The 23,625-nt window shown below is 71.4% G+C and carries 18 protein-coding genes; 10 read left to right on the top strand and 8 right to left on the bottom strand.

The window, feature by feature from the left end; all coding sequences use genetic code 11:
• Nucleotides 1-59 precede the first annotated feature (59 nt).
• From O7623_RS30950 to O7623_RS30975, 6 genes are all read right to left on the bottom strand, one after another.
• Nucleotides 60-917 (bottom strand): fused MFS/spermidine synthase, encoded by an 858-nt coding sequence (locus O7623_RS30950; protein ID WP_282226446.1) that lies wholly within the window; start codon nt 915-917, stop codon nt 60-62.
• Between the two features lie 70 nt (nt 918-987).
• A complete protein-coding gene (locus O7623_RS30955; protein WP_282226447.1) occupies nt 988-1,989 on the bottom strand; it encodes a DNA double-strand break repair nuclease NurA in 1,002 nt (333 codons plus the stop codon).
• Complete coding sequence (locus O7623_RS30960; protein ID WP_282226448.1) at nt 1,986-4,526, bottom strand: SMC family ATPase; 2,541 nt, start codon at nt 4,524-4,526, stop codon at nt 1,986-1,988. Before O7623_RS30960 ends, O7623_RS30955 begins: the two co-directional genes overlap by 4 nt.
• Complete coding sequence (locus O7623_RS30965; protein ID WP_282226449.1) at nt 4,523-5,674, bottom strand: exonuclease SbcCD subunit D; 1,152 nt, start codon at nt 5,672-5,674, stop codon at nt 4,523-4,525. Before O7623_RS30965 ends, O7623_RS30960 begins: the two co-directional genes overlap by 4 nt.
• 25 nt (nt 5,675-5,699) lie before the next feature.
• Nucleotides 5,700-7,448: an ATP-binding protein gene (locus O7623_RS30970; protein ID WP_282226450.1), complete on the bottom strand. Its 1,749-nt coding sequence runs from the start codon at nt 7,446-7,448 to the stop codon at nt 5,700-5,702.
• A 102-nt stretch (nt 7,449-7,550) separates the two neighbouring features.
• On the bottom strand, nt 7,551-8,315 hold the full coding sequence (locus tag O7623_RS30975) for a pyrimidine reductase family protein (RefSeq protein WP_282226451.1): 765 nt from the start codon (nt 8,313-8,315) through the stop codon (nt 7,551-7,553).
• Between the two features lie 148 nt (nt 8,316-8,463).
• Here O7623_RS30975 and O7623_RS30980 point away from each other — a divergent pair, with 148 nt between their 5' ends.
• The 10 genes from O7623_RS30980 (at nt 8,464) to O7623_RS31025 (ending at nt 21,546) form a co-directional block, all read left to right on the top strand.
• On the top strand, nt 8,464-9,009 hold the full coding sequence (locus tag O7623_RS30980; RefSeq protein WP_282226452.1) for a plasmid pRiA4b ORF-3 family protein: 546 nt from the start codon (nt 8,464-8,466) through the stop codon (nt 9,007-9,009).
• A 317-nt stretch (nt 9,010-9,326) separates the two neighbouring features.
• On the top strand, nt 9,327-10,628 hold the full coding sequence (locus O7623_RS30985; protein WP_282226453.1) for an extracellular solute-binding protein: 1,302 nt from the start codon (nt 9,327-9,329) through the stop codon (nt 10,626-10,628).
• Between the two features lie 138 nt (nt 10,629-10,766).
• The gene (locus O7623_RS30990; RefSeq protein ID WP_282226454.1) at nt 10,767-11,756 is read left to right on the top strand and encodes a sugar ABC transporter permease; all 990 of its coding nucleotides are present in this window, start codon (nt 10,767-10,769) and stop codon (nt 11,754-11,756) included.
• A gap of 6 nt (nt 11,757-11,762) precedes the next feature.
• Nucleotides 11,763-12,662: a carbohydrate ABC transporter permease gene (locus tag O7623_RS30995; protein ID WP_282226455.1), complete on the top strand. Its 900-nt coding sequence runs from the start codon at nt 11,763-11,765 to the stop codon at nt 12,660-12,662.
• On the top strand, nt 12,659-14,077 hold the full coding sequence (locus O7623_RS31000; RefSeq protein WP_282226456.1) for a GH1 family beta-glucosidase: 1,419 nt from the start codon (nt 12,659-12,661) through the stop codon (nt 14,075-14,077). Before O7623_RS30995 ends, O7623_RS31000 begins: the two co-directional genes overlap by 4 nt.
• 85 nt (nt 14,078-14,162) lie before the next feature.
• Nucleotides 14,163-15,209: a LacI family DNA-binding transcriptional regulator gene (locus O7623_RS31005; protein WP_282226457.1), complete on the top strand. Its 1,047-nt coding sequence runs from the start codon at nt 14,163-14,165 to the stop codon at nt 15,207-15,209.
• Between the two features lie 145 nt (nt 15,210-15,354).
• A complete protein-coding gene (locus tag O7623_RS31010; RefSeq protein ID WP_282226458.1) occupies nt 15,355-16,188 on the top strand; it encodes an amino acid-binding protein in 834 nt (277 codons plus the stop codon).
• A gap of 142 nt (nt 16,189-16,330) precedes the next feature.
• Complete coding sequence (locus O7623_RS31015) at nt 16,331-17,398, top strand: GNAT family N-acetyltransferase (RefSeq protein WP_282226459.1); 1,068 nt, start codon at nt 16,331-16,333, stop codon at nt 17,396-17,398.
• 417 nt (nt 17,399-17,815) lie between these two features.
• Complete coding sequence (locus tag O7623_RS31020; protein WP_282226460.1) at nt 17,816-20,233, top strand: glycoside hydrolase family 9 protein; 2,418 nt, start codon at nt 17,816-17,818, stop codon at nt 20,231-20,233.
• A 131-nt stretch (nt 20,234-20,364) separates the two neighbouring features.
• Nucleotides 20,365-21,546 carry a low temperature requirement protein A gene (locus tag O7623_RS31025; protein WP_282226461.1) on the top strand — a complete coding sequence of 394 codons (1,182 nt, stop codon included), beginning with the start codon at nt 20,365-20,367 and terminating at the stop codon, nt 21,544-21,546.
• Between the two features lie 53 nt (nt 21,547-21,599).
• Here O7623_RS31025 and O7623_RS31030 read toward each other — a convergent pair whose 3' ends face one another.
• Together O7623_RS31030 and O7623_RS31035 are read right to left on the bottom strand one after the other, a co-directional pair.
• Entirely contained in the window at nt 21,600-22,367 is a 768-nt protein-coding gene (locus O7623_RS31030; protein WP_282226462.1) for a GH25 family lysozyme, read from the bottom strand.
• Nucleotides 22,368-22,426: 59 nt separating this feature from the next.
• On the bottom strand, nt 22,427-23,620 hold the full coding sequence (locus O7623_RS31035; RefSeq protein ID WP_282226463.1) for a S8 family peptidase: 1,194 nt from the start codon (nt 23,618-23,620) through the stop codon (nt 22,427-22,429).
• Between the last annotated feature and the right edge of the window lie 5 nt (nt 23,621-23,625).

Here is a 23,625-nt window from a genome sequence, read left to right on the forward strand (position 1 = left end):
CACCTGACGGCCCGCGGCTGGGGGCCCACCCCCAGATACGGAGCCGACCGGCGGACGGATCAAAGCCCATTCGGAAAAGTTCCGTCGGGTGGTGGCGGCGACGGCGTGGCGGTGGCGTCGTCGATCGGTACCGCCGCCGCGATCAGCTGGTCGAGCGCGGCACCGTGCACCACCCGGCTGGGGAACCAGTCCCCGGCGGCCCGCCGGGTCAACTCCGCGACCTGCGGCAACGTGCGTGCGGCGACCACCACGAGGTTGCCGTACCGGCGTTGTCGCAGCACCGCCGCGTCCGCGATCAGGCAGATGCCGGGCAGCACCTTCCGGACCGACGCCAGGTGTCGCCGGGCCCAGTGCAGCGGCGGCCCGTCGGCGACGTTGGACACCAGCTGCCCGCCAGGGGCGAGCACCCGGGCCACCTCGGTCACGAACTCCACCGAGGTCAGCTCCGCCGGGGTGCGGGCACCGGAGAAGACGTCCGCGATCACCAGGTCGTAGCTGCCGGTACGGGCCTGCTCGACCGCGCTACGGGCGTCGCCGATCCGGACCCGCAGGTTGCGGTCGGCCGGCAACGGCAGTTCGCGGCGGACCAGCTCGGTCAGCGCGGAGTCGATCTCCACCACCCGTTGGTGCGACCCGGGCCGGGTCGCCGCCAGGTAGCGCGGCAACGTCAACGCGCCGCCGCCCAGATGCAGCACCCGCAGCGGTACGCCCGGGTCGGCGGCCAGGTCGACGGCGGCAGCGATCCGCCGGACGTACTCGAACTCCAGATGCGTCGGATCGTCCAGGTCGACATGTGACTGTTGGGTCCCGTCCAGCAGCAGGGTGTAGCCCCGGCGGCGGTCCGGATCCGCGACGAGTTGCGCGGTGCCGGTGTCGACCTGGACCGGCGGCGGTACTGTCCTACGAGCGCGGCCCACGGTGGCAGTATGCCGGTACCGCTCCGGACATCCGGCGGCGGACGGGCTCAACGCGCGGCGGCCGACCGGCTCATCGCCGGGCGGCCGACAGGCTCAACGCCCGGTGCAGCAGTCGGGCGTCGCCGAGCATCGCCCGCAGCCGCCGCTCCAGCCCGGCGATCGGCACCAGGTTCTGCGGCGCGCGGGGGTCCTTGTACGGCGTCGAGGCGAACCGGGGCAGCACCGCCAGCGAGAGATCGGCCAGGGCGATCGCCGCCTGCGCCGTGATGTCCGGCCGGCACTCCACCCGGACGATGCCGGCCCAGGGAGCCCCGCGTGGCCCGGGCAGCCGCAGGTACCACGAGTAGGTTCGCCACCGGGTGCCGTGCAGGAACACCGGACTGCGTTCGGCCGGTCGCAGCCCGGTCACCACCGGGAGCAGGTTTGCCGGCAGGTACGTCTTGCTGACCGACTTGATGTAGCCGACGGTGTTCGGCAGCTGCCGACCGCGTAGCGGACCGTCCACCACCAGCAGTTCGTCATCGGCGCTGTCGGCACCGGCCCGGGCCTGCTCGGACACGGCGATCTCCAGCGCGGCCAACGCCGGCTGCACCACCTGCGGCAATGTAGCCGGATCCGGGTGGTCGACCCGCCGCGCCGGGTAGCGGATCTGCCCGACGGTCAGGTCGGTCGCGGCGGCGCTCGGAGTGAACAGGCCGCGCTCCGGCCGCGCTCCGGCCAACGTCGCCGCCCCTGCGCGCAGGTCGCAGCGGACCACACCGGCCGCGTACGAGGCGGCGATCGCCGGATAGGACACTCCGTCCGGTTCGTCGCTCCACAACGACGCGTCGATCCGGCGTACCCCGTCGACCAACAGCACCACGTCCGGTGCCCGCACGTCGGCGGGCTGCCGCAACGCCTGCCAGGCAGCGGGATCCAGCTCCACCGCGAGATCGGTGGCGTCCGAGCCGTCGTCGGTCGTGCCCGGCGCCCCCGCTTCGGATGCTTCGAACGACGTGCCGTAGCCGGGCTGCCAGCCCTCGACGAACCAGCGGACACCGCCGCCCGGCTGCTGAGGCGGCCCGCCGGTCACAGCCCGCTCCGGTGCACCCGCGCGGTCCGGGCGTCCTTGCGGACCTCGAAGCGTACCGGCACCCGCGCGGCGAGCGCCGGTACGTGGGTGACGATCCCGACCACCCGGTCACCCCGGGCCGCCAACCCTTCCAACGTCGCCGCGACCGTGTCCAACGTGGCCGCGTCGAGGGAGCCGAAGCCCTCGTCGAGGACGATCGACTCCAGGCTTGCCGCGCTGGTCGACATGCCCGCCAACTGCTCCGACAACGCCAGGGCCAACGCCAGCGACGCCTGGAACGTCTCCCCGCCGGACAGGGTGCGCACACCTCGGCGCAGCCCCGCGTCGTGATGGTCGACGACGAAGAACTCACCCGCGTCGTGCACCAGCTCGTACTGGCCGTTGGACAACTCCTGCAGAATTCGCGACGCCCCGTCCACCAGCAGGTCCAGCGCCTCGACCAGCAGCCACCGCTCAAAGTTGTTCGCCCGCAGGTGCCCCGCGAGGGTCCGGGCCAGCTGCGCCTGCCGCTCCTGGTCGGCGCGGCGCTGCCGCAGCTCGCCCACCTGGGCGAACCGTTCGACGAGCCGGTCGTGGTCGCTGCCCGCCCGCTGCACCGCCAGCGCGGCGGCCTGCCGGTAGGCCGCCGGGTCGACCGCCGAGCGGGCACCCGACCCACCGTCGTCGGCGCCGCCGTGCCGGGCGTCGGGTACCGGCACCGGCTGACCGGCGGCGACGAACAGGGCGTCGATCCGGTCGGCGACGGCGGCGGCCGACTCCCGAGCGTTCGTCAACTCCTGGTCCGCGCGGATCTGCGCCGCCCGGCGGTCGGTGACCAGCGCGTCCGCCCAGTCGGCCAACTGCGCCCAGGCGCCGGCCAGGTCACCACGTTCGGCGGCGGGCGGTGCCAGCCGCGCCACCGCGTCGCGGACGGCGTCGAAGTCCCGCCAGGCCGACTGCAGCCGCTGTTCGCTGGCGGCGGCGGCCCGCTGCGCCCGGCGGGCGGCCTCCCGGGCCTGCCGGACCTGACCGCCGGCGGTGTCGAGCCGGTCCTGCAGCCGGTCGACCGCCGCCAGTTCGGCGTGCAGCGCCTCGCTGCCGGGCGAGGCGGCCACCTCGCGGTCGAGCTCGGCCAACCGGCCCGCCAGTTGCTCGGTGCGTACCCGGGCGCGGTCGACGGCCCGGTCCACCTCGCGCAGTGCCTGCTCTGCGTCGGTGACCGCCTGACGGGTCTGGTCGGCGACGGCCCGGGCCGCCAGGCCGGCGGCCTTCGCCTCGGCGACCCGGGATCCGGTCGGCTCCGGTGGCAGCACCTGCACCGGCTGGGCGCAGACCGGGCAGTCCGCCCCGGCGACGAGGTCGTGGCGCAGCGCGGCGGCCTGGTCGGCGGCCTGCGCCTGCTGGTACGCGCGGCGGGCCTGTTCCAGCGCGGCGTCGGCTGCCTCGGCGCGGGTCCGGACCGCCCGCAGCGCCGCCTCGCCGGCGGCCTGCTCGGCCTGCGCGGTGGCGAGCGCCGGAGCCAACTCGGCGATCTCCGCCGCGACCCGGTCCCGTTCGGTGTGCGCCTGCAGCAGCAGCCGCAGGGCGGCCGGATCACCGGCGGCGGCCAGTTCGGCGCGGACCTTCTCCTCCCGTTCCTCGGCGGCGAGCACCGCGCGGTCGGCGTCGGCGGCGGTGGTCCGTGCCCGGGCCACCTCGTCGGCGAGGACCGTCGCCGACGCCGGCGGTGTCACGCCGGCCAACAGGTCGATCTCCGCGGCCAGCTCGGCGACCCGGTCGGCGACCGTGGTCACTGTCCGCTGTGCCTGCTCCAGCTCGGGCAGTACGTCGTCGACCGCGTCCGCCAGCGTCCGCATCGCCTCGACATGTGCCGCCGCGGCGGCCACCGCGTCGGCGTCGGCGTCGGTCAGCCCGCCGAGCAGGTGGTCGACCGCGGCCATCGCCGCCTCGGCGGCGCCCGCGCGGGCGGTGGCCCGCTCCCGGACCTGCTCGTAGACGTGCAGCCCGAGCAGGTTGACCAGGATCTGCTGGCGGGTGGCCGGCTTGGCGTGCAGGAAGTCGGCGAACCGGCCCTGGGGCAGCAGCACACAGGTGGTGAACTGCTCGTACGGCAGCCCGACCGCCTCCAGCACCGCCTGCTCCATCTCGGCCGGACTGCCGGCGAGCACCTCACCGAGGTCGTCCGGGCTCATCCCGGTGTCCAGCCGGGTCACGTCGAACCCCGGCGGCATCAGCTGCAGACCGGCGCTGCCGGTCTTGACCGCGCCCCGGGCGTCGCGGCGCACCACCCGGGTGGCCACGTAGCGGCTGCCGGCGCTCTCGAAGACCAGCCGTACCCGCGCCTCGGTGGCCGACGGTGCCAGGGCCGAGCCGATGCCCCGGCTGCTGCCCCAGCGGGGTACCTGGCCGTACAGGGCGAAGCAGATCGCGTCGAGGATGCTCGACTTGCCCGACCCGGTCGGCCCGACCAGGGCGAAGAAGTCGGCGTCGGTGAAGTCCACCGTGGTCTCTTCCCGGAACACGGTGAATCCGGCCAGGTCCAGGCGCAGCGGCCTCACGACGAGGTCACCTCCTCGTAGAGGGTGTCGAACAGGGCGCGGACCCCGTCGTCGTCCTGCCCGCGCGCCTCGAGGTAGTCGGCGAACAGCACGCCGGGGTCGCGTCCGGTGCGCTGCGCGGTCCGGGCGGGACCGACCTGGGCACGGGCGAACTCCGGGTCGATGCGGACCTCCAGGGCCCGGGGCAGCAGCTCCTGCACCTGTTCGCGCAGCCCGGCCCGGGGCACCTCCCGGATCAGGACCCGCAGCCAGGCGTCGCCGTGGTCGCCGGCGGCCAGCTCCGCCAGGGTGCCCCGGACGGTACGCAGCGTCGCGGCGGCGGTGACCGGCACGTCGCGTACCCGGGCGGCGGTGGTGGCGCTGACGTCGACCAGGCTGACCGACGGTACGTTCTCCTCCTCGCCGAAGTCGACCGCCAGCGGGCTGCCGCTGTAGCGCACCGGACAGGGCGCCTCCAGCTGCTGCGCCCGGTGCAGGTGGCCGAGAGCGACGTAGTGCGTGCCGGTCGGGAAGACCGTCGCCGGTACGGCGTACCCGAGAACGGTGTGCACCTCGCGCTCGCCGCCGCCGGAACGCCCACCGACCACGGTCAGGTGCGCGGTGATCAGATCGACCACGCCCGGTTCACCGGAGCCGTCGGTGAGCCGGGCCAGCACCCGGGCGACGTGGTCGGCGTAGGTCTGGGTGGCCTCGGCGGCGGTCAGCTGGTACATCTCGGTGGCCCGTACGGCGTACCGCTGGGACAGGAACGGCAGCGCGACCAGCCGCCACCGTTCGCCGCCGCCGGTGACGCCGGTGACGACGTGCTCGTCCGGGTTGTCGCGGACCGTGCCGCGCAGGGTGATCCCGGCGGCGTCGGCCCACGGCCGCAGCGCGTCCAGCGCGGCCCCGTTGTCGTGGTTGCCGCCGATGGCCACCACGGCGGCCCCGGTGGCACGCAGCGCGGTCAGCGCGCGGGTGACCACGCGGGTGGCGTCCGGCCCGGGGGCGGAGGTGTCGTAGAGGTCACCGGCGACGATCACCAGGTCCGGGCGTTCGGCACGGGCGATCTCCACCAGCTGGGCGAGCACCTGGATCTGCTCGGGCAGCCTGGGCTGTCCCTTCAGGACCTTACCGACGTGCCAGTCGGAGGTGTGCAGGATCCGCATCCGGGGGGACCTCCTGAGCCTTGGGTCAGAACGGGATGTCGTCGTCGCTGATCGTCGACCGGCTGCCGACCACCGCGAACGGGTCAGCCGACTGCACGATGGAGCGCAGCGTGCCCGACGGCGCGGCCCCCGCCTCCGACGAGCGGGTGGCCCAGGCCGGAAACGGGAACTCCAGGCAGAGCGGGACCGGGATGTCCGGCTGGTTGACGAACATCGTCCCCGGCTTGGCCAGCAGCACCCGTTGGCGCTGCACGGCCGGCAGGAAGCCGTACTCCGGCCGGGACGCCTCGGCCGGGTCGAGCCGGCCGACGACCCGGATCGCCGAGTTGGTGACGATCCGCCGCTCCACCTCGCTGGCGGTCTGCTGGGCACCGATCAGGATCACCCCGAGGGAACGGCCCCGCTCGGCGATGTCGAGCAGCACCTCCTTGATCGGTGACGACCCGTCCCGGGGGGCGTACTTGTTCAGCTCGTCGAGCACGACGAACAGCAACGGCTTTGCGGTGCCGGCCCGCTCCTTGCGCTCGAACTCGCCCTTGAGCGTGACGCCGACCACGAACCGCTGCGCCCGGTCCGGCAGGTTGTGCAGGTCGACCACGGTGACCTGGGCGCTCTCTGCGGTGCTGATCTGGTGCGGGCGACGGCTGGCCAGGTCGCCGCGGATCAGCCGGGCCAGGTCCCGTTTGCTGCCGATCAGCCGACGGGCGAAGGCGTTGACGGTGCCCATTCCGACCGCCGACCCGGCCCACGCCGTCCGGGTCTCCTCGTCGCCCAACTGGTCGACGATGTGGTCCACCAGGTCCGGGTACGAGTGGATCCGGCGCCCGTCGAGGCTGATGCCGCCGTCGGCCGGCTGCGCGTGCCGGTGCAGGTACGCGGTGACCGCGTGCACCACCATCGTGTACTGCTGACGTTCGTCGTCGGCGTCGGCGAACACGTACGGCAGCAGCCGCTGGTCGCAGAACTCGGTGACCGTCCAGTAGAAGCTGTCCACGCCGGTGAGCCGGCTGGTCACGTCGGGCGTGCCGGAGGCGTCGCCGGCCCGGGGCGGGGCGTAGACCCGCACATCGGGAAAGGCCCCGGCGGGCAGGCCCAGCTTGGCGTACGCGGCGGTGGTGGCCTCGTCGAGCCGGACGTTGGGATGGTCGAGGAAAAGCAGGTCCTCGCCCTTGACGTTGAAGATCAGCGCTTTGGCGTTGACCGCGTCACCACCGAGGGTGCCGGAGCGGAACACCGAGTAGAGCAGGAAGGTGGCGAAGCTGGTCTTGGTGGCGACGCCGGAGATGCCGGAGATGGACACGTGCGCGCCGCGCTGACCGTCGAGGAAGTCGGCGTTCAGGTAGACCGGCACCCCGTCGCGGCCGGTGCCCATCGGGATCCGGCGCTCCATCCGGTCGAAGTGCAGGGCGCGGGCCCGGGCGTCGCCCTGGGCCCGCCAGACCGGTGCGCCCGGTGACGGCGGTACGTAGATCTCCGGGTCGACCCGGGTGGCGGTGACCTCGGCGGCCTCCTGAACCTGGGCGGGCAGGGTGCCGTCGGCGATGGCGAACACGTCGGAGTCGAACTGCGCGCCCTCGTGCCGGGCGCGCACCTGGGTGACCACCCCGGCGATCGTCACCGGCTCGGCTCCCGGCAGCTCGCGGCGGGTCACCACGACGTCGTCGAGCTGCAGGTAGTTGTGCTCGTCGACCGCTGTCCAGAACTGCAGCGGGGTGGCGTCGGCGGTGCCGAGCACCCGGCCGACCGGGGTGCCCTCCGGCGTCGCATCACTCATTGTGATGTCCTGATCGCTGCATCTCGCGTCGCTTCGTTCCCACGGGTTGCATCCTGCCCCACTGGTACGACTCCGGCCGCATCCGACCCGGGGTCGGGCGCGTCAGTCGGGTCGGGTGTAGCGCAGCAGCAGCATGCCGTCGTCGGCGGCCAGCACCTGGTGCAGCCGCATCGGGCGGACCGGCCCGGACGGCCCGGCGGTGATCCGGCCGGCGCCGGCGCCGGCGAGCAGCGGCGCGACGGTCAGGCAGAGTTCGTCGACCGCGTCGACGGCGGTCAACGTACCGAGCAGCAGCGGGCCCCCCTCGCAGAGCAGTTGGCGCAGGCCGCGGTCGCGCAGCGCGTCGAGCCCGGCGGCGAGGTCGACGGTGTGCTCGCCCGCGACGACCAGGTCGGCCACCGGCGCCAGCCGGGTCCGCCGGTACGCGGGCGCGTCGGTGGTGGTCAGCACGATCGGCCGGACCGGCGCGTCGGCCAGGGCCGGCAGCGCGGGATCCAGATCCAGGGAACCGGAGACGACCACCAGGGTGGGTTGGGCCGGTCGACCCTGACGCTGGCGCCAGTCGCGTCGCCGTTCGTCGAGGCGCAGCGGGCGGTACTGCTCCTGGCGCAGCGTGCCGGCGCCGACCAGCAGCGCGTCGCAGAGCATCCGCAGGATGCCGAAGACCCGCTTGTCGGCGTCACCGGACAGGCCGGCCGAGCGACCGTCGACCGCCACCGCGCCGTCGGTGCTGGTCACGAAGTTGGCGCGCAGGTGCACGTCGGTGGTGACGGCGTACGCGTCGACGAGCCCCTGGTCGTCGAGCGGGTCGCTGGTGGGCCCGGGGGAGAGCCGGCGGATCGCCGCCGCTGCCGTGGCGGTGCTCATTCGCCGGCCGGACCGGTGACCGGGGGGACCGGGGCGGGGGTACGGTGCTGACAATCGCACCAGTTACCGCCTCGACACTTTTCGTGCTGGTGTTCCCGGCACGCACGGCAGATCATGAGTCCGAGCCTAGGCCAGAGAAAGGGCCGGTATGCCTCGTCAGATCTTCCATCTGCTGGTCACCCTCGCCGAGGTGGCGCCGCCGGTCTGGCGCCGGGTGCAGGTGCCGGGCGGCTACACCCTCGACCGCGTGCACCGGGTGATCCAGCACGCCATGGGCTGGCAGGACTGTCACCTGCACTCCTTCGAGATCAACGGCGCGCAGTACGGCGAGCCGGATCCGGACGGCGAGCTGCTGCTGCGCGACGAACTGGACACCCGGTTGGACGCGGTCGCCAGCAAGGGCACCCGGTTGCGCTACACCTACGACTTCGGTGACTGGTGGGAGCACGACGTCGTGGTGGAGGACGTCGGCGCGCCCGAACCGGATATGCGCTATCCGTACTGCGCCGACGGGGAGCGGGCCTGCCCGCCCGAGGACGTCGGCGGTGCGTTCGGTTACGTCGAGTTCGTGTCCGCGATCGCCGATCCGGCGCATCCTCGGCATACCGAGATGCGGGGCTGGGTGGACCGCCGGTTCGATCCGGCCGCTTTCGACCCGGGCCGGGCCACGACGCTGCTGCGCCGGCTGACCTGAGTCCGCCAGCGCCGCCGACCGACTACGCAGCGTACGGATCACTGCGGCACTGGCCACGCGTCGGCGTCCGAACGGCCGTAACGAAATGGGAACGCTCCCATCGGCCTCTTGACACCTCCGAAACCTGCCGGCAATCTCATGGGAGCGCTCCCGGCCGGGGTGAGTGAGACTGACATCACTTGCTTGTACTCCGCGGAGCGTGGTCGCGCAGTGCCCGCTCCCGGTCGACGGACCCCTTTCGACCCACGCTGTCCCCGCCGGAGCGGACATCACGTGATCACCCCCCACCACAGAAAGCGACCTTGAGAGGGGTCAGGATGAGCGTCACGCTCCGGCGGTACGCCGCAGTCGCACTCGCCTCCGCCGTCCTCGTGACGGCGGCGGCCTGCGGCTCCGACGACGCCGAATCGGATCCGGACGGCCCGATCACCCTGGTCGTCGACATCTTCGGCGACGCGGGTTTCGGATATGACGAACTGATCGAGAAGTACCAGCAGGACAACCCGAACGTCACCGTGCAGCAGCGGGGCAAGGGTCTTGGCCTGGGCGACTACAACACCCGCCTCACCCAGCAGATCACCGCCGGCTCCGGTGCCGGGGACGTGGTGGCGATCGAAGAGGGCACGATGTCGCAGTTCTTCGCCCAGGCCGACAAGTTCGTCGACCTCGGTGAGCACGGCGCCAACGACCTGAAGGACAACTTCCTGCCCTGGAAGTGGGAGGCCGGTGTGCTGCCCGACGGCAAGGTCCTCGGGCTCGGCACCGACGTCGGCGGTATGGCGCTGTGCTACCGCAAGGACCACTTCGAGGCCGCCGGTCTGCCGACCGAGCGTGACGATGTCAGCGCGCTGTGGTCCAGCTGGGAGGACTTCATCGAGGTCGGCAAGCAGTTCAAGGCCGCCACCCCGGACAAGGCGTTCGTCGACTCGGCGACCAGCTTCTACAACCTGGTCCTGAGCCAGATCGCCGGTGCGGGCAGCGGGCACACCTACTACGACACCAGCAACGAGTTCGTGCTGGAGAGCAACCCGGACGTGCGGGCGGCGTTCGACCTGACCACCGACATGATCGGTGCCGACCTGTCGAACAACCTGCAGTCGTTCTCCAACGAGTGGAACGCCGGCTTCAAGAACGCCAGCTTCGCCACCATTGCCTGCCCGGCCTGGATGACCGGTGTCATCGAGGGCCAGGCCGGACCGGAGGCCGCCGGCAAGTGGGACATCGCCAAGGCACCCGGCAACGGTGGCAACTGGGGCGGTTCCTTCCTCGCGGTGCCGACCTCCAGCAAGCACCAGGCTGCCGCCGCTGAGCTGGTCAAGTACCTGACCAGCCCGGAGGGCCAGATCGCCGCCTTCGAGGCGGTCGGCAACCTGCCGTCGTCGCCGCAGGCGCTGGCGGACCCGAAGGTCGCCGAGGCGGTCAACGACTACTTCTCCGACGCCCCGACCGGTGAGATCTTCGCCGCCGGTGCCAGCGAGCTCAAGCCGGTCTACCTCGGCCCGAAGAACCAGGCGGTCCGTACGGCGGTGGAGAACGCGCTGCGTGCGGTCGAGCAGGGCCAGTCGCCGGAGGCGGGTTGGCAGGACGCCGTCACGAACGGTACGGCCGCCGGCCGATAGAGCGGTGCGGCACCCCGTGTGAGAGGTGGCGTCGGCAGGACCTGCCGACGCCACCTCTCCCGCCGCGTCGCGGTGCCAGCGGCGCGTGGACCCCCTGGCCAACGGCGGCCGGCCGCCGTAGAACCGAAGGACTTCCCGATGAGCCTGGAGCTTGACACCCCCGCGCCGGCACAGCCGCGCGGTCACCGGGCGGGTCCGGCCGGCGGCGGCGAGAAGGCCCGACGCCTCTCGCTCACCCGCCTGGACCTCAAAATCTCCCCCTACCTGTACGTCCTGCCGTTCTTCGTCATCTTCGCGATTTTCGGCGTCTACCCGATCGTCTACACCGTCTGGATCGCGCTGACCGACCGGTCGCCGCTGAACGCCGAGATCAGCTTCGTCGGCCTGGACAACTTCGTCCGGCTGATCACCGACGACCCCCAGTTCTGGAACGCGGTCTACAACACTTTCGGCATGTTCGTGATGGCCACCGTTCCGCAGCTGGTGATCGCGATGATGCTCGCCAACGCGCTGAACCGGCGGATCAAGGGACAGACCTTCTTCCGGATGGCCATCGCCATGCCGATCATCACCTCGACCGCAGTCGTCGCGCTGATCTTCTCGATGATCTACGCTCGCGACTTCGGCCTGGTCAACTGGCTGCTGTCGGTGTTCGGCGTCGATCCGATCGACTTCCGGGCCAGCAAGTTCGCCTCCTGGTTCGCGATCTCCACGATGGTCGACTGGCGGTGGGTCGGCTACAACGCGCTGATCTACCTCGCCGGGATGCAGGCCATCCCCAAGGACATGTACGAGGCCGCCGCGCTCGACGGCGCGTCCCGGATGCGGCAGTTCTGGTCGATCACCGTGCCGCAGCTGCGTCCCACCATCATCTTCACCCTGATCATCTCGACGATCGGCGGCCTGCAGCTGTTCACCGAGCCCTTGCTGTTCACCAGCGGACCCGGCGGTATCTCCGGTGGGTCCCAGGGGCAGTTCCAGACGATCACGATGTACCTGCTCGACGTCATGAACCAGCGCTTCCAGTGGGGCTACGCGGGCGCGGTGTCGCTGCTGCTGTTCCTGCTGATCGCGGGCATGTCGCTCGTCAACTATCTGCTGGCCCGTCGAATCAGCTCGGACAAGTGAGGCACGATGAGCACCGCTACCCTGCAACCCGTGGCGCGCACGCCCAAACGCGGCAAGGGCCCGTCGTCGACCTCTGAGCGGCTGTTCAAGGCCAGCCCGCTGACCTGGATCGGGCTCGTGCTGGGCGTGATCCTGTCACTCTTCCCGTTCTACTGGATGATCGTCATCGCCTCGCGGACCAACGACGCGGCCAACGCCTGGCCGCCGCCGTTCCTGCCCGGCGGCAATCTCGGTGAGAACATCGGCCGGGTGCTGGCCAACCAGGACGCCAACATCCTCAAGGGCCTGATGAACTCGGTCCTGGTGTCGGGCACGATCACCATCGCCACGGTCTTCTTCGGCTCCCTCGCCGGCTTCGCCTTCGCCAAGCTGCGGTTCCGGGGCAAGAGCGCCATGCTGCTGATCGTGCTCGCGTCGATGATGATCCCGATTCAGCTCGGCGTGCTCCCGCTGTACATCCTGATGTCCGAACTCGGCTGGCTCAACCGGATGCCGTCGGTCATCGTGCCGTTCCTCATCGGTGGGTTCGGCATCTTCATGATGCGCCAGTACGCCGAACAGGCGGTGCCCAACGAGTTGATCGAGGCCGCCCGGGTGGACGGCTGTTCCACCTGGCGCGTCTTCTGGTCGGTGGTCGTGCCGGCGCTGCGTCCCGCCGCGGCCGTGCTCGGCCTGCTGACCTTCATGGAGCAGTGGAACCAGTTCTTCTGGCCGTTCGTCGTCCTCGCCGATCCGACCAACCCGACGGTCCAGATCTCACTGCGAAGTCTGAACTCGGCGTACTTCGCCGATAATTCCCAGATTTTCGCGGGCACGCTGATCGCGACGCTCCCGCTGTTCATTGTGTTCATCATCTTCGGCCGCCAGATCATCGGCGGCATCATGGAAGGCGCCGTCAAGTCGTGACAAAAGCAGTAGGTCCGCAGGCCGCAGGGCTGCCGGAGAGTTCCGGGCAGCTGCTGTTCCCACCGGGTTTCCTCTGGGGTGCCGCCACCGCGGCGTACCAGATCGAGGGCGCGGCGACCGTCGACGGGCGGACTCCGTCGATCTGGGACACGTTCAGCCACACACCGGGGAAGGTGCTCGGCGGCGACAGTGGGGACGTGGCCTGCGACCATTACCACCGCTACCGTGACGATGTCGGCCTGATGGCCGAACTCGGGCTGAAGTCCTACCGCTTCTCGGTGTCCTGGCCCCGGGTCCAGCCCGGCGGTTCCGGTGCGGCCAATCAGGCCGGAATGGACTTCTACCGTCGACTGGTCGACGAACTGCTCGGCCAGGGCATCGAACCCTGGCTCACGCTGTACCACTGGGACCTGCCCCAGCCGTTGGAGGACGCGGGTGGTTGGCCGGCCCGGGACACCGCGGCACGGTTCGCCGACTACGCCGAGTTGGTGCACGCCGCGTTGGGCGACCGGGTGCGGTACTGGACGACCCTCAACGAACCGTGGTGCTCGGCGTTCCTCGGCTACGGCTCGGGGGTGCACGCGCCGGGCGTCACCGACGGTGCCGCGTCGGTGCGGGCCGCCCACCACCTGATGCTGGGGCACGGACTCGCCGTACAGGCCATGCGGGCGGCCCGGCCCGACCACGAGTTCGGCGTCACGCTCAACCTGTACGCGGTCTCCCCGCAGTCGGACTCGGCGGCCGACGCCGACGCCGCCCGGCGCATCGACGGTCTGGCGAACCGGATCTTCCTGGACCCGGTGCTGCGGGGTGAGTACCCGGCCGACGTGGTGGCGGATCTGCAGCCACTGACCGACATGGCGCACGTGCGTGACGGCGACCTCGACGTCATCTCGACCCCGTTGAACGTGCTCGGGATCAACTACTACACCCGCCACGTGGTCGCCGCGCCGGTGCCGGAGACCGCGCCGGAGCCGTCCTGCTGGCCGGGCAGCGAGCAGGTGCGGTTCGTCGACCGGGGGCTGCCGGTGACCGACATGGGCTGGGAGGTGGACGCTCCCGGTCTGGTCGAGGTGCTGCGCCGGGTGCACGCCGAGTACCCGGAGGTGCCGATCTACATCACCGAGAACGGTTCGGCGTACGTCGACGAGGTCGTCAACGACAAAGTCGATGATCCGGACAGGTTGGCCTATTTCGACGCCCACCTGCGGGCATGTCACGAAGCAATCTCGGCCGGGGTGCCGGTGCGGGGCTACTTCGCGTGGTCTTTGATGGATAATTTCGAATGGGCCTGGGGCTATTCGAAGCGCTTCGGCATGATCCACGTCGACTACGACACCCAGCTTCGGATCCCCAAGTCGAGCGCCAGGTGGTACGCCGATGTGATCCGACGTAACGGTCTGGCCGCACAATAGGCGTGGTCAGCCAGCAATAACGGGCCGCGCGGCGCCGGTCCCCGCCGGGACCGGCGCCGTCGACCCAGGGTCGGAGGAACAGACGATGACAACCCAGCGCACCCGGTCACTCGGGCGGCCCACTCTCGATGCGGTCGCCGCGCGGGCGGGGGTCGGGCGAGGCACGGTGTCCCGTGTCGTCAACGGGTCCCCGCAGGTCAGCCCCGAGGCCAGGGCAGCGGTCCAACAGGCGATCGCGGAGCTGGGGTACGTGCCGAACCGGGCCGCCCGGGCGCTGGTCACCCAACGGACCGACTCGGTGGCCTTGGTGGTCTCCGAGTCCGAGGAACGGGTCTTCGGGGAGCCGTTCTTCGCCGGAATCGTCCGGGGGATCAGCTCCGGACTGCTCGACACCCCGATGCAGCTGTGGCTGGCGATGGCCCAGTCGCCGGCCGAGCGGGAGCGCGTCGAGCACCATCTGACCAATCAGCACGTCGACGGGGTGCTGCTGCTGTCGCTGCACGACTCCGATCCGTTGCCGACCCTGCTGGAGCAGCGCGGTCTGCCCAGCGTGCTGGGCGGCCGACCGGCCCGGATGCTGCATCCGGACGCCCGCCCGGCCTATTTCGTCGACGTCGACAACGCCGGTGGCGCACGACTGGCCGTCGAGTACCTGCTGGCCGCCGGCCGCCGTCGGGTCGCCACCATCGCCGGTCCGCAGGACATGGGGGTCGGCGTGGCCAGGCTCGCCGGCTACCACGAGGCGATCCGGCACAGCGGCCAGGCGGATGCGCCGTCGCTGGTCGCCTACGGCGACTTCAGTGAGGGCAGCGGCACCGCGGCAATGCGCCAACTGCTCGAACGCCACCCCGACCTGGACGCCGTCTTCGTCGCTTCGGATCTGATGGCCTGCGGCGCCCTGCGGGCGCTGCGCGAGGCGGGTCGCCGGGTGCCCGAGGACGTGGCGGTGGTCGGCTTCGAGGACGCCCCGATCGCGCGCCAGTCGGATCCACCGTTGACCACCGTGTACCAGCCGGTGGAGGAGATGGGCCGGCAGATGGCGCGGCTGCTGCTGAGCCGGATCCGCCGGGACGAGCTGCAGGTCCCGTACGTCCTGTTGGAGACCCATCTGGTCCCGCGCGCATCGGCCTGACTGTTTCGCCCTTCCGGCGTAGGCGGCAGGTGTTCCTACGGGTGATTTCCGCCCGGGTCATGCCATCGCAACAGGGATGAAATGGTCATCGGGCAAGCTGGTTGACGACCGGGGGAGGGCCGGCCTGCGCGACGGGAGGACTGACATGTTGCTGAGGGTTCGCGTGACCCTGCCCGACCGGCCCGGTGCGCTCGGCCAGGTGGCCCGCACGCTCGGTGTCGCAGGTGCCGACATCGTCCAGGTGACGGTGCTGGAGCGGCTCGGTGGCCGGGCGGTGGACGACTTCACCGTCGTCTGGCCCGGAGCGGCCCGGGTCGACCGGCTGCTCGCCGGTCTGGCGGCCATTCCCGGCGTCCAGGTCGACGGGGTGTGGCGCGCGATCGGTACGCCCGTCACCGGTGGGCAGGACGCCGAGTTGCTGGCCCAGGTGGCGGGTAACCCGGTCGACGGGCTGGCCACCCTGGTCGACGCCGTACCCGGTCTGCTCGCCGCCGACTGGGCCGCCGCCGCCGTGGTGCCGGCGGACTGGGCGATCCGCAGCGGTGCCCGGCAGTCGTCCGGTGCTCCCGCGCCCGCGACGTCGACCTCGTACGACTTGGCCGGTCCGGACGGGCCGGGCCGCTCGGGCGAGGGCTTCGTCGCCGGGCTGAGCGTGCCGGTCGACGAGCCACCGTCCGCAGGCGCGCCGGCGGTGGCGTACGCCAGTTGGCGTGCCCCGGTGCCGCTGCGGCTGCCCGAGGTCACTCCGCTGCGCGCACGCCCGATGGACGGCCCCGACGGGGTCCGTTACGCCTCGGTGCCGTTCGGTCGCGCGGGCCTGGTCCTGATCGTCGCCCGGTCCGACGGCGACGGGCTGCCGGCGGCCGCCTTCCACATCACCGAGGTGGACCGGATCGCGCAGCTGGTGCGGGCCGCCACGGTGATCCTCGGCGACCGGCTGGACCTGGTCGGCGCCGACCCGGTCGTGGTCCGGCGCTGACCGGGGCCGGTCGCGGCCAGCCACTGCGAGAAGTCATCGCCGGGCAACCTGAGGGAAACAGCATCGCGGCAAGCTGGGATGTGGGCGCAGTGCGGCGCTGAGGTCAGCGGGCACCGGGCACCATGCGGGAAGGGAGCAGCCGATGGCGCTGTGGCGGATTCGAGCGACGGTGGACGACCGGCCGGGTTACCTGGCCGTGCTCACCGCCAGCCTGGCGTTGCGTGCGGTGAACATCCTCGCCGTCCAGGTGCACACCACCGAGGCGGGAGCGGTCGACGACTTCCTGGTCGACGCCCCGGAGACGCTGACCGAGGCGGATCTGGTCGCCGCAGTGGAGCGGGGTCGGGGTCGCGACCCGTGGGTCGCCCGGGCCGAGGCCCGTGGCCTGGCCGATCAGCCGACCCGGTCGCTGGCGCTGGCCAACCGACTGGTCCGGGATCCGGAGGCGCTCGGTGACGTACTGCGGGCGTTGCTGGGTGCCAGTGCGGTGACCTGGCGTCCGGCCCCGGTACCGGAGCCGGCCGCCCGAATGTCCGACACCATGCGCCTGCCCGATCCGGCCGGCGGCTGCTACGACGTCGTGCGCCGGGAGCCCAGCTTCACCCCGGCCGAGTTCGCTCGGGCCCAGGCACTGGTGGAGCTGGCGGCGGCGGTCAACCGTCGGACCGGTGACCAGGTCAACCTGATGCTGGCCGACGGCACCGAGCTGACCGTGCGGTCCGCCGTAACCGACGATCTGCCCGCCCTGCGGGCGATGATCTCCCGCTGTCCGGTCTCCGGCGGTACGCCGGGGCTGCCCGGTCGCCCGAGCGCGACGGTCACCGCCCGGCTGCAGCGGATGTTGGAGCAGCCCCGTGGTCTGCTGCTGGTCGCTGTCGAGGCCAGCGCGGCCGGCGATCAGATCGTCGGCGTCGGTCAGCTGGTCGTCGAGGGTGCGCTCGGCGAGGTGTCGCTGCTGGTGGAGCCGACCTGGCGGCGGCGCGGAGTCGGTACCGCGCTGCTGCGTCGGCTCGCTGCGGCCGCCGGCCGCGCCGGCCAGGTGGCGCTGGTGGCGCACGTCGCCGCCAGCGATCTCGGCATGCTCCGGACGCTGGCCCGGCTGCAGCGTCCCGGGCCGGTCGAACAGGACGGGGAACTGATGAGCGTAACGGTGCCGTTGGTCGATCGGCCGGTCGACGTCGCGGCACCGACTCCCGCCGCCACGACCTAGGCGGTTGCCCCGACGTCCCGGTCCTGGTGCGGGGCCGGTACGTCGGACGACTGGGTCGCCGGTGGCACGCGGGGTCTCCTCCTGTAGGACGGCAGGAGGAGACCCCGCCTCCAAACGTGTCCGACGCGGTTCTCCGGAGGGTGGGGCCTTCACAAACGCGGGGCGAGGCGGTTAAATCATCGGTACGCCGGGCGATCGCCACCCATCGATGGGAGCGCTCCCAGGCCCCTGGTGTCTCCCGACTTCGGACCTGCCAGTGGTGATCGGCTCTGCCCGGTCACCGTACGGCCGGCCGTAGCCTCCGCCGCGATGGTGCGATCAGCGCGTGAGGCGAGGGGCGGATGCGCCCACATCCGCCGCTCGGTGTCCCTCCACGACGCGATGTCGCGCGCGGCTCCACGGACAGGAGCGAGTGTAATGCGCGAAAGCAATAGACCTGCCAGCGTCGTCACTGGTCGGACCCGACGGCAGCGCCGGCTGGCCGCCGCCGGCTTGGCCGTCCTGCTCGCCGCGGTCGCGGTGCTCGTGACGGCGCCGCGCTCCGGCGCGGCCGCCGCCGGGCCGTTCAACTACGGCGAGGCCCTGCAGAAGTCACTGCTGTTCTACGAGGCGCAGCAGTCCGGCCCGCTGCCGCAGTGGAACCGCGTCTCCTGGCGCGGCGATTCGGCACTGACCGACGGCGCCGACGTCGGTCTGGACCTGACCGGTGGCTGGTACGACGCCGGAGACCATGTCAAGTTCGGCTTTCCGATGGCCTTCACCACCACGATGCTCGCCTGGGGCGCGGTCGAGTACCGGGCCGGCTACAGCGCCTCCGGGCAGCTGCCGCACCTGCTCGACAACCTGCGGTTCGTCAACGACTACTTCATCAAGGCCCACCCGTCGCCCAACGTGCTCTACGGGCAGGTCGGCAAGGGCGACGACGACCACAAATGGTGGGGTCCGGCAGAGGTGATGCCGATGGCGCGGCCGGCGTACAAGATCGACGCCAGCTGTGGCGGCTCGGACCTGGCCGCCGAGACGGCGGCCGCGATGGCCGCGTCGTCGATGGTGTTCCGGCCGACCGATCCGGCGTACGCCGACACGCTGGTCCGCCACGCCCGGCAGCTCTACACCTTCGCCGACACCGTGCGCCGGGCGTACCACGAGTGCATCACCGACGCGACCAGCTTCTACCGATCCTGGAGCGGCTACCAGGATGAACTGGTCTGGGGCGCGATCTGGCTGCACCGAGCCACCGGGGAGGCGGCCTACCTGGCCAAGGCCGAGGCCGAGTACGACAACCTCGGCACCGAACCGCAGACCACCACTCGCGCCTACAAGTGGACCCTGGCCTGGGACAACAAGCAGTTCGGCGCGTACGTGCTGTTGGCGAACCTGACCGGCAAGCAGAAGTACGTCGACGACGCCAATCGCTGGCTGGACTACTGGACCGTCGGGGTCAACGGCGAGAAGGTCCGTACCTCGCCCGGTGGCATGGCCGTGCTGGACACCTGGGGGGCGCTGCGCTACGCCGCGAACACCGCGTTCGCCGCGCTGGTCTACAGCGACAACACCACGGACGCCACCCGCCGGACCCGATACCACGACTTCGCCGTCCGGCAGATCGACTACGCGCTCGGCGACAACCCGCGCAACTCCAGCTACGTCATCGGCTTCGGGGCGAACTCGCCGCGCAACCCGCACCACCGCACCGCGCACGGCTCCTGGTGGGACAGCATGCAGGTGCCGGAGCAGACCCGGCACGTGCTGTACGGCGCGCTGGTCGGCGGTCCGTCGGCGCCCGACGACGCGTACACCGACCGTCGTGACGACTACGTGATGAACGAGGTCGCCACCGACTACAACGCCGGCTTCACCTCCGCCCTGGCCCGGCTGCACATCGAGTACGGCGGCACCCCGCTGGCCAACTTCCCGCAACCGCAGGCACCGGACATCGACGAGATGTCGGTCGAGACGACGATCATGCAGAACGAGACCCGGTCGACCGGTGTCAAGGTGATCATCTACAACAAGTCGGCATTTCCGGCGCGGGCGTTGACCCGGGCCACCTTCCGGTACTACTTCGTCCGGGACGGCTCCGGGGCGCTCCAGGTGAGCAGCCCGTACAGCCAGGGGTGCCCGAAACCGACCGAGGCCCGGCAGCACTCCGGTGACCTGTGGTTCGTCGAGGTCGACTGCACCGGTCACACCATCGCTCCGGCTGGTCAGTCGGCGCACCGGATGGAGGTGCAGTTGAAGATCGGGGTCGCCGAGGGCGGCACCTGGAATCCGGCCAACGATCCGTCGTACCAGGCGGCGGCCGGGCCGAACCGGTCGGTGCCGCTCTACGACGGTGGCCTGCTGATCTGGGGGCAGGAGCCGGACGGACCGACGCCGTCGCCGACCCCGTCGGTCTCGCCGAGCCCGTCGGTGTCGCCCACGCCGTCGCCATCGGTGAGTCCGTCGGTGAGCCCGTCGCCGTCGGTGAGCCCGTCGGTGTCGCCGACCCCGTCACCGACCGGGACGTTGCCGGTGCTGGGCTGCCGGGTGGCCTACAGCACCAACGACTGGTCCACCGGGTTCACCGGCACGGTGACGATCACCAACATGGGCGGTTCCCCGATCAGCGGGTGGACGCTGCGGTTCGCCTTCCCCGGCGGTCAGCTGATCACCCAGGGCTGGTCCGCCACCTGGTCGCAGAGCGGCAACCAGGTGACCGCGACGAACGCGTCCTGGAACGGTGCCCTCGCCCCCGGCGCGAGCACCAGCATCGGGTTCAACGGCACCCATCCGGGCAGCAACCCGCGACCGACATCGTTCAGTCTCAACGGGCAGGTCTGCACCACGGTCTGACGACCGGCCCGGCCGGTCGGCGGTGGCGATCGTCAGCGCCGACCGGCCGGGAAGCCGTACGATAAGACCGATATGTCGGTCTTTCCTGTCCTTGACCAGCGGAGCCGACGGCCGTCTTCGGCGGAGCCGTCGTGACCGCCGACAACCGGCTCGGACTGCTCCGCGGTGAGCAGGCGCCGCGCCGGGCCACGTTCTTGGAGCTCTTCTTCGACCTGGTCTTCGTCGTGGCCCTCGCGCTGCTGTCGGAAACCCTGGTGAACCGAATGACCCCGGTCGGCGCCATGGAATCGGCGATCCTGCTGCTGGCGATCTGGTGGGTGCGGGTGATCACCACTTTGGTCACCGACCTCTACAACCCGGACAGCGTCGCGATCAAGGCCGTGACGGTCGGCGTCATGTTCGGCGCGTTGCTGATGGCGGCCGCGCTGCCGGCGGCCTTCGGCGACCGTGCCCTGCTGTTCGCCGGCGCGTACGTGGCCATCCACCTGGGTCGAGGTCTGTTCTTCTTCCTGTTGCTGCACGAGCAGATGGCCCGCCAGCGGGCGCTGCGGATCTGGGCCTGGTTCGGTGTCTCCGCGTTGCCGTGGCTGCTCGGCGCCGTCCTCGGCGGCACCGCGCAGTTGCTGCTCTGGGCGGTCGCGTTGGCGATCGAGTACGCCGTGTTCGCCGCCGGCTACCCGGTGCCTGGCCGTCAATCGATCCCCGCCCGCCAGTTCAACCCGACGGCCGAGCACCTGGCGGAGCGGTACCACCAGTTCTTCATCATCGCCCTCGGCGACATCATCCTGGTGGCCGGCCTGGCGTTCAGCCGCGGTGCCGTCACGCCCGGCCGGACCGTCGGGTTCGTCGTGGCGTTCGCCAGCGCCGCGATCCTGTTCCGGATCTACGTGCACTGCGCCGGGGCCCAACTGACCAACGCCATCGAAGCCGCCCGTACCCCAGGTCAGTTCACCCGGGCGGCACCGTACACCCACCTGCTGATGATCGCCGGTGTGGTGGCGACCGCCACCAGCGCGAAGCTGGTCATCGACCAGCCGACCGGCACCATCCCGATCAGCTGGTCGATCGTGATCGTCGGGGGAGCGGTGGTCTTCCTGATCGGCCGCAGCCGGTTCGAGTACGAGGTCTTCGGCCGGTTCGGCTGGCCGCTGCTGGCCGGTACCGGGGCGCTGGTGCTGCTCGCCCCGGCGCTGTCACACCTGCCGCCGGTGTGGGTCGCCGGCTGCGTCAACGTGGTGCTGCTGACGATCGTCGTGTTCGACCTGGCGCTGCGCGGTCGGCGCAACCCGGTGCCGGTGGACCCACCGTTGTGACCGCCGACCGGCGCTGGCCGGCGCTGTCCGCCAGTGGGTCCACCGGTCGCGGCTCAGGTGTTGTTGGCCAGGGCGACCAGCCGGGCCCGCGTACCGTTCCAGTGGTTGCGGTCGACCGCCCCGGCGACACCGGCGACGCTGCCGCTCGCGGTGTACTGCCAGAACGACCAGTACGGCGCGCCGGCCGGCAGCGTTCCCGGGCTCGACGACCACCGGGCGATCCACAACGGATGGTTGCTCCACGGCCCGGTCCAGTTGCCGGTGCAGCTGGTCCACCAGCTGGTGGTGGTGTAGATGACCGCGTACCGGCCGGTCCGCGACCGGTAGGTGGCCAGGAAGTCGTTGATCCAGCTGCGCATCGCCGACTGGCTGAGCCCGTAGCACATCGCGCCGTACGGGTTGTGCTCGATGTCGAGCGCCGCCGGCAGCGTGCGGCTGTCCGCCGACCACGCACCACCGTTGCTGGCCAGATAGTTGGCCTGGACCGCGCCGGAGGAGCGGTCCGGAAGCGCGAAGTGGTATGCGCCCCGGATCACCCCGGCGTTGTACGCCGCCACGTAGTTGGTGTTGAACCGGGGATCCTTGTAGCTGGTGCCCTCGGTGGCCTTGATGTAGGCGAACTCGATTCCGCTGTTGCGCACACTGGTCCAGTTGATCGAGCCCTGCCAGTGTGAGACGTCGATGCCGGCGGTGGTCGCCGCCCGCGCCGGTACGGCGGCGATGACCAGGATCGTCGCGGTGACGCCCAGCAGGGTGAGTGCTGCGGCGAGCAGCCGACCTACCGCGGGTGTGTTGTGGCTGACGGTGACGGTAGTGGACATCCGTTTCCTTCCTCTGGACCGGGTCTGAGCCGGCTTGCCGGACCGGGTCTGAGTCGGCCTCAGCCGATGCAGTGGACGAGTCGGTTGGGGGTGCCGGCACCGGGGTTGGTGACCACACCGGTGGTCGCCGTCGACACCAGCCGGTCGGCGACCTGGGCCGGGCTCCACGTCGGGTTGGTTGCCAGCACCAGCGCGGCACAGCCGGCGACGTGCGCCGACGCCATCGAGCTGCCGCTGATCGTCACCGTGGCGGTGTCGGTCGTGTGCCAGGTCGACGTGATGCCCGCCCCGGGGGCGAACAGGTCGATGCACGACCCGTAGCTCGCCGAGCTCATCCGGGCGTCGGTGATCGTGGTGCCGGCGACGGTGAGCGCGGCGGGCACCCGGGCGGGGGAGGTGTTGCAGGCGCTGGTGGCGGAGCTGCCGCCGGGCACCGCGTAGCTGATCCCGGAACGGATCGAGGCGGTCACGGCGGTGTCCAGCGCCGTACTCGCCCCGCCACCGAGGGCGAGGCTGGCGACCGCCGGCCGGACCGCGTTGGCGGTGACCCAGTCGATTCCGGTGATGACCCCGGCGGTGGTGCCCGACCCGGTGCAGCTGAGCACCCGTACCGGCACCAGTTGGACGGCCTTGGCCACCCCGTGTGCCCGGCCGCCGATGATGCCGGCGACGTGTGTGCCGTGGCCGTTGCAGTCGTCGGCGGGTCCACCGTCGATCACGTCGAACCCGGGGGCCACCCGGCCGCCGAAGTCGGTGTGGGACTGTCGTACCCCGGTGTCGATCACGTAGGCCCGCACGTTCGGCGCGGTCGACGGGTAGGCGTACCGACCGTCCAGCGGCAGGTAGCGCTGGTCGATGCGGTCCAGACCCCAGGACGGCGGATTCAGCTGTACGCCAGCGTTCAGCGGGGTGACGACGTGGTCCTGCTCGACGTGGGCGACCGCCGGATCGGCGGCGAGGCGGCGGGCCGCCCGAGCGGACATCGAGACGGTGAACCCGGTCAGCGCGGCATGTAGGACGTGGTGCACGGTGCCGCCGTAGCGAGCGGTGAGTCGGTGGGCGGTCGTCGCGGGGTCGGCGGTGGGGTCGGCGCGCAGAACGACGACGTAGCTGTCCGGCACGGCGGTGGCGCCGCCGGCCCGGCGGATCTCGCCGAGCGGGCCGGCGGCCAGTGCCGGGGTCGGCTGCCCGACCGCCACCAGCAGGGCGAGCAGGCCGGTGGTGAGCACTTTCCGGATCGCGGAGACTGTCACGGGAC

This window comes from Solwaraspora sp. WMMD791 (assembly GCF_029581195.1).
Taxonomy (GTDB): domain Bacteria; phylum Actinomycetota; class Actinomycetes; order Mycobacteriales; family Micromonosporaceae; genus Micromonospora_E.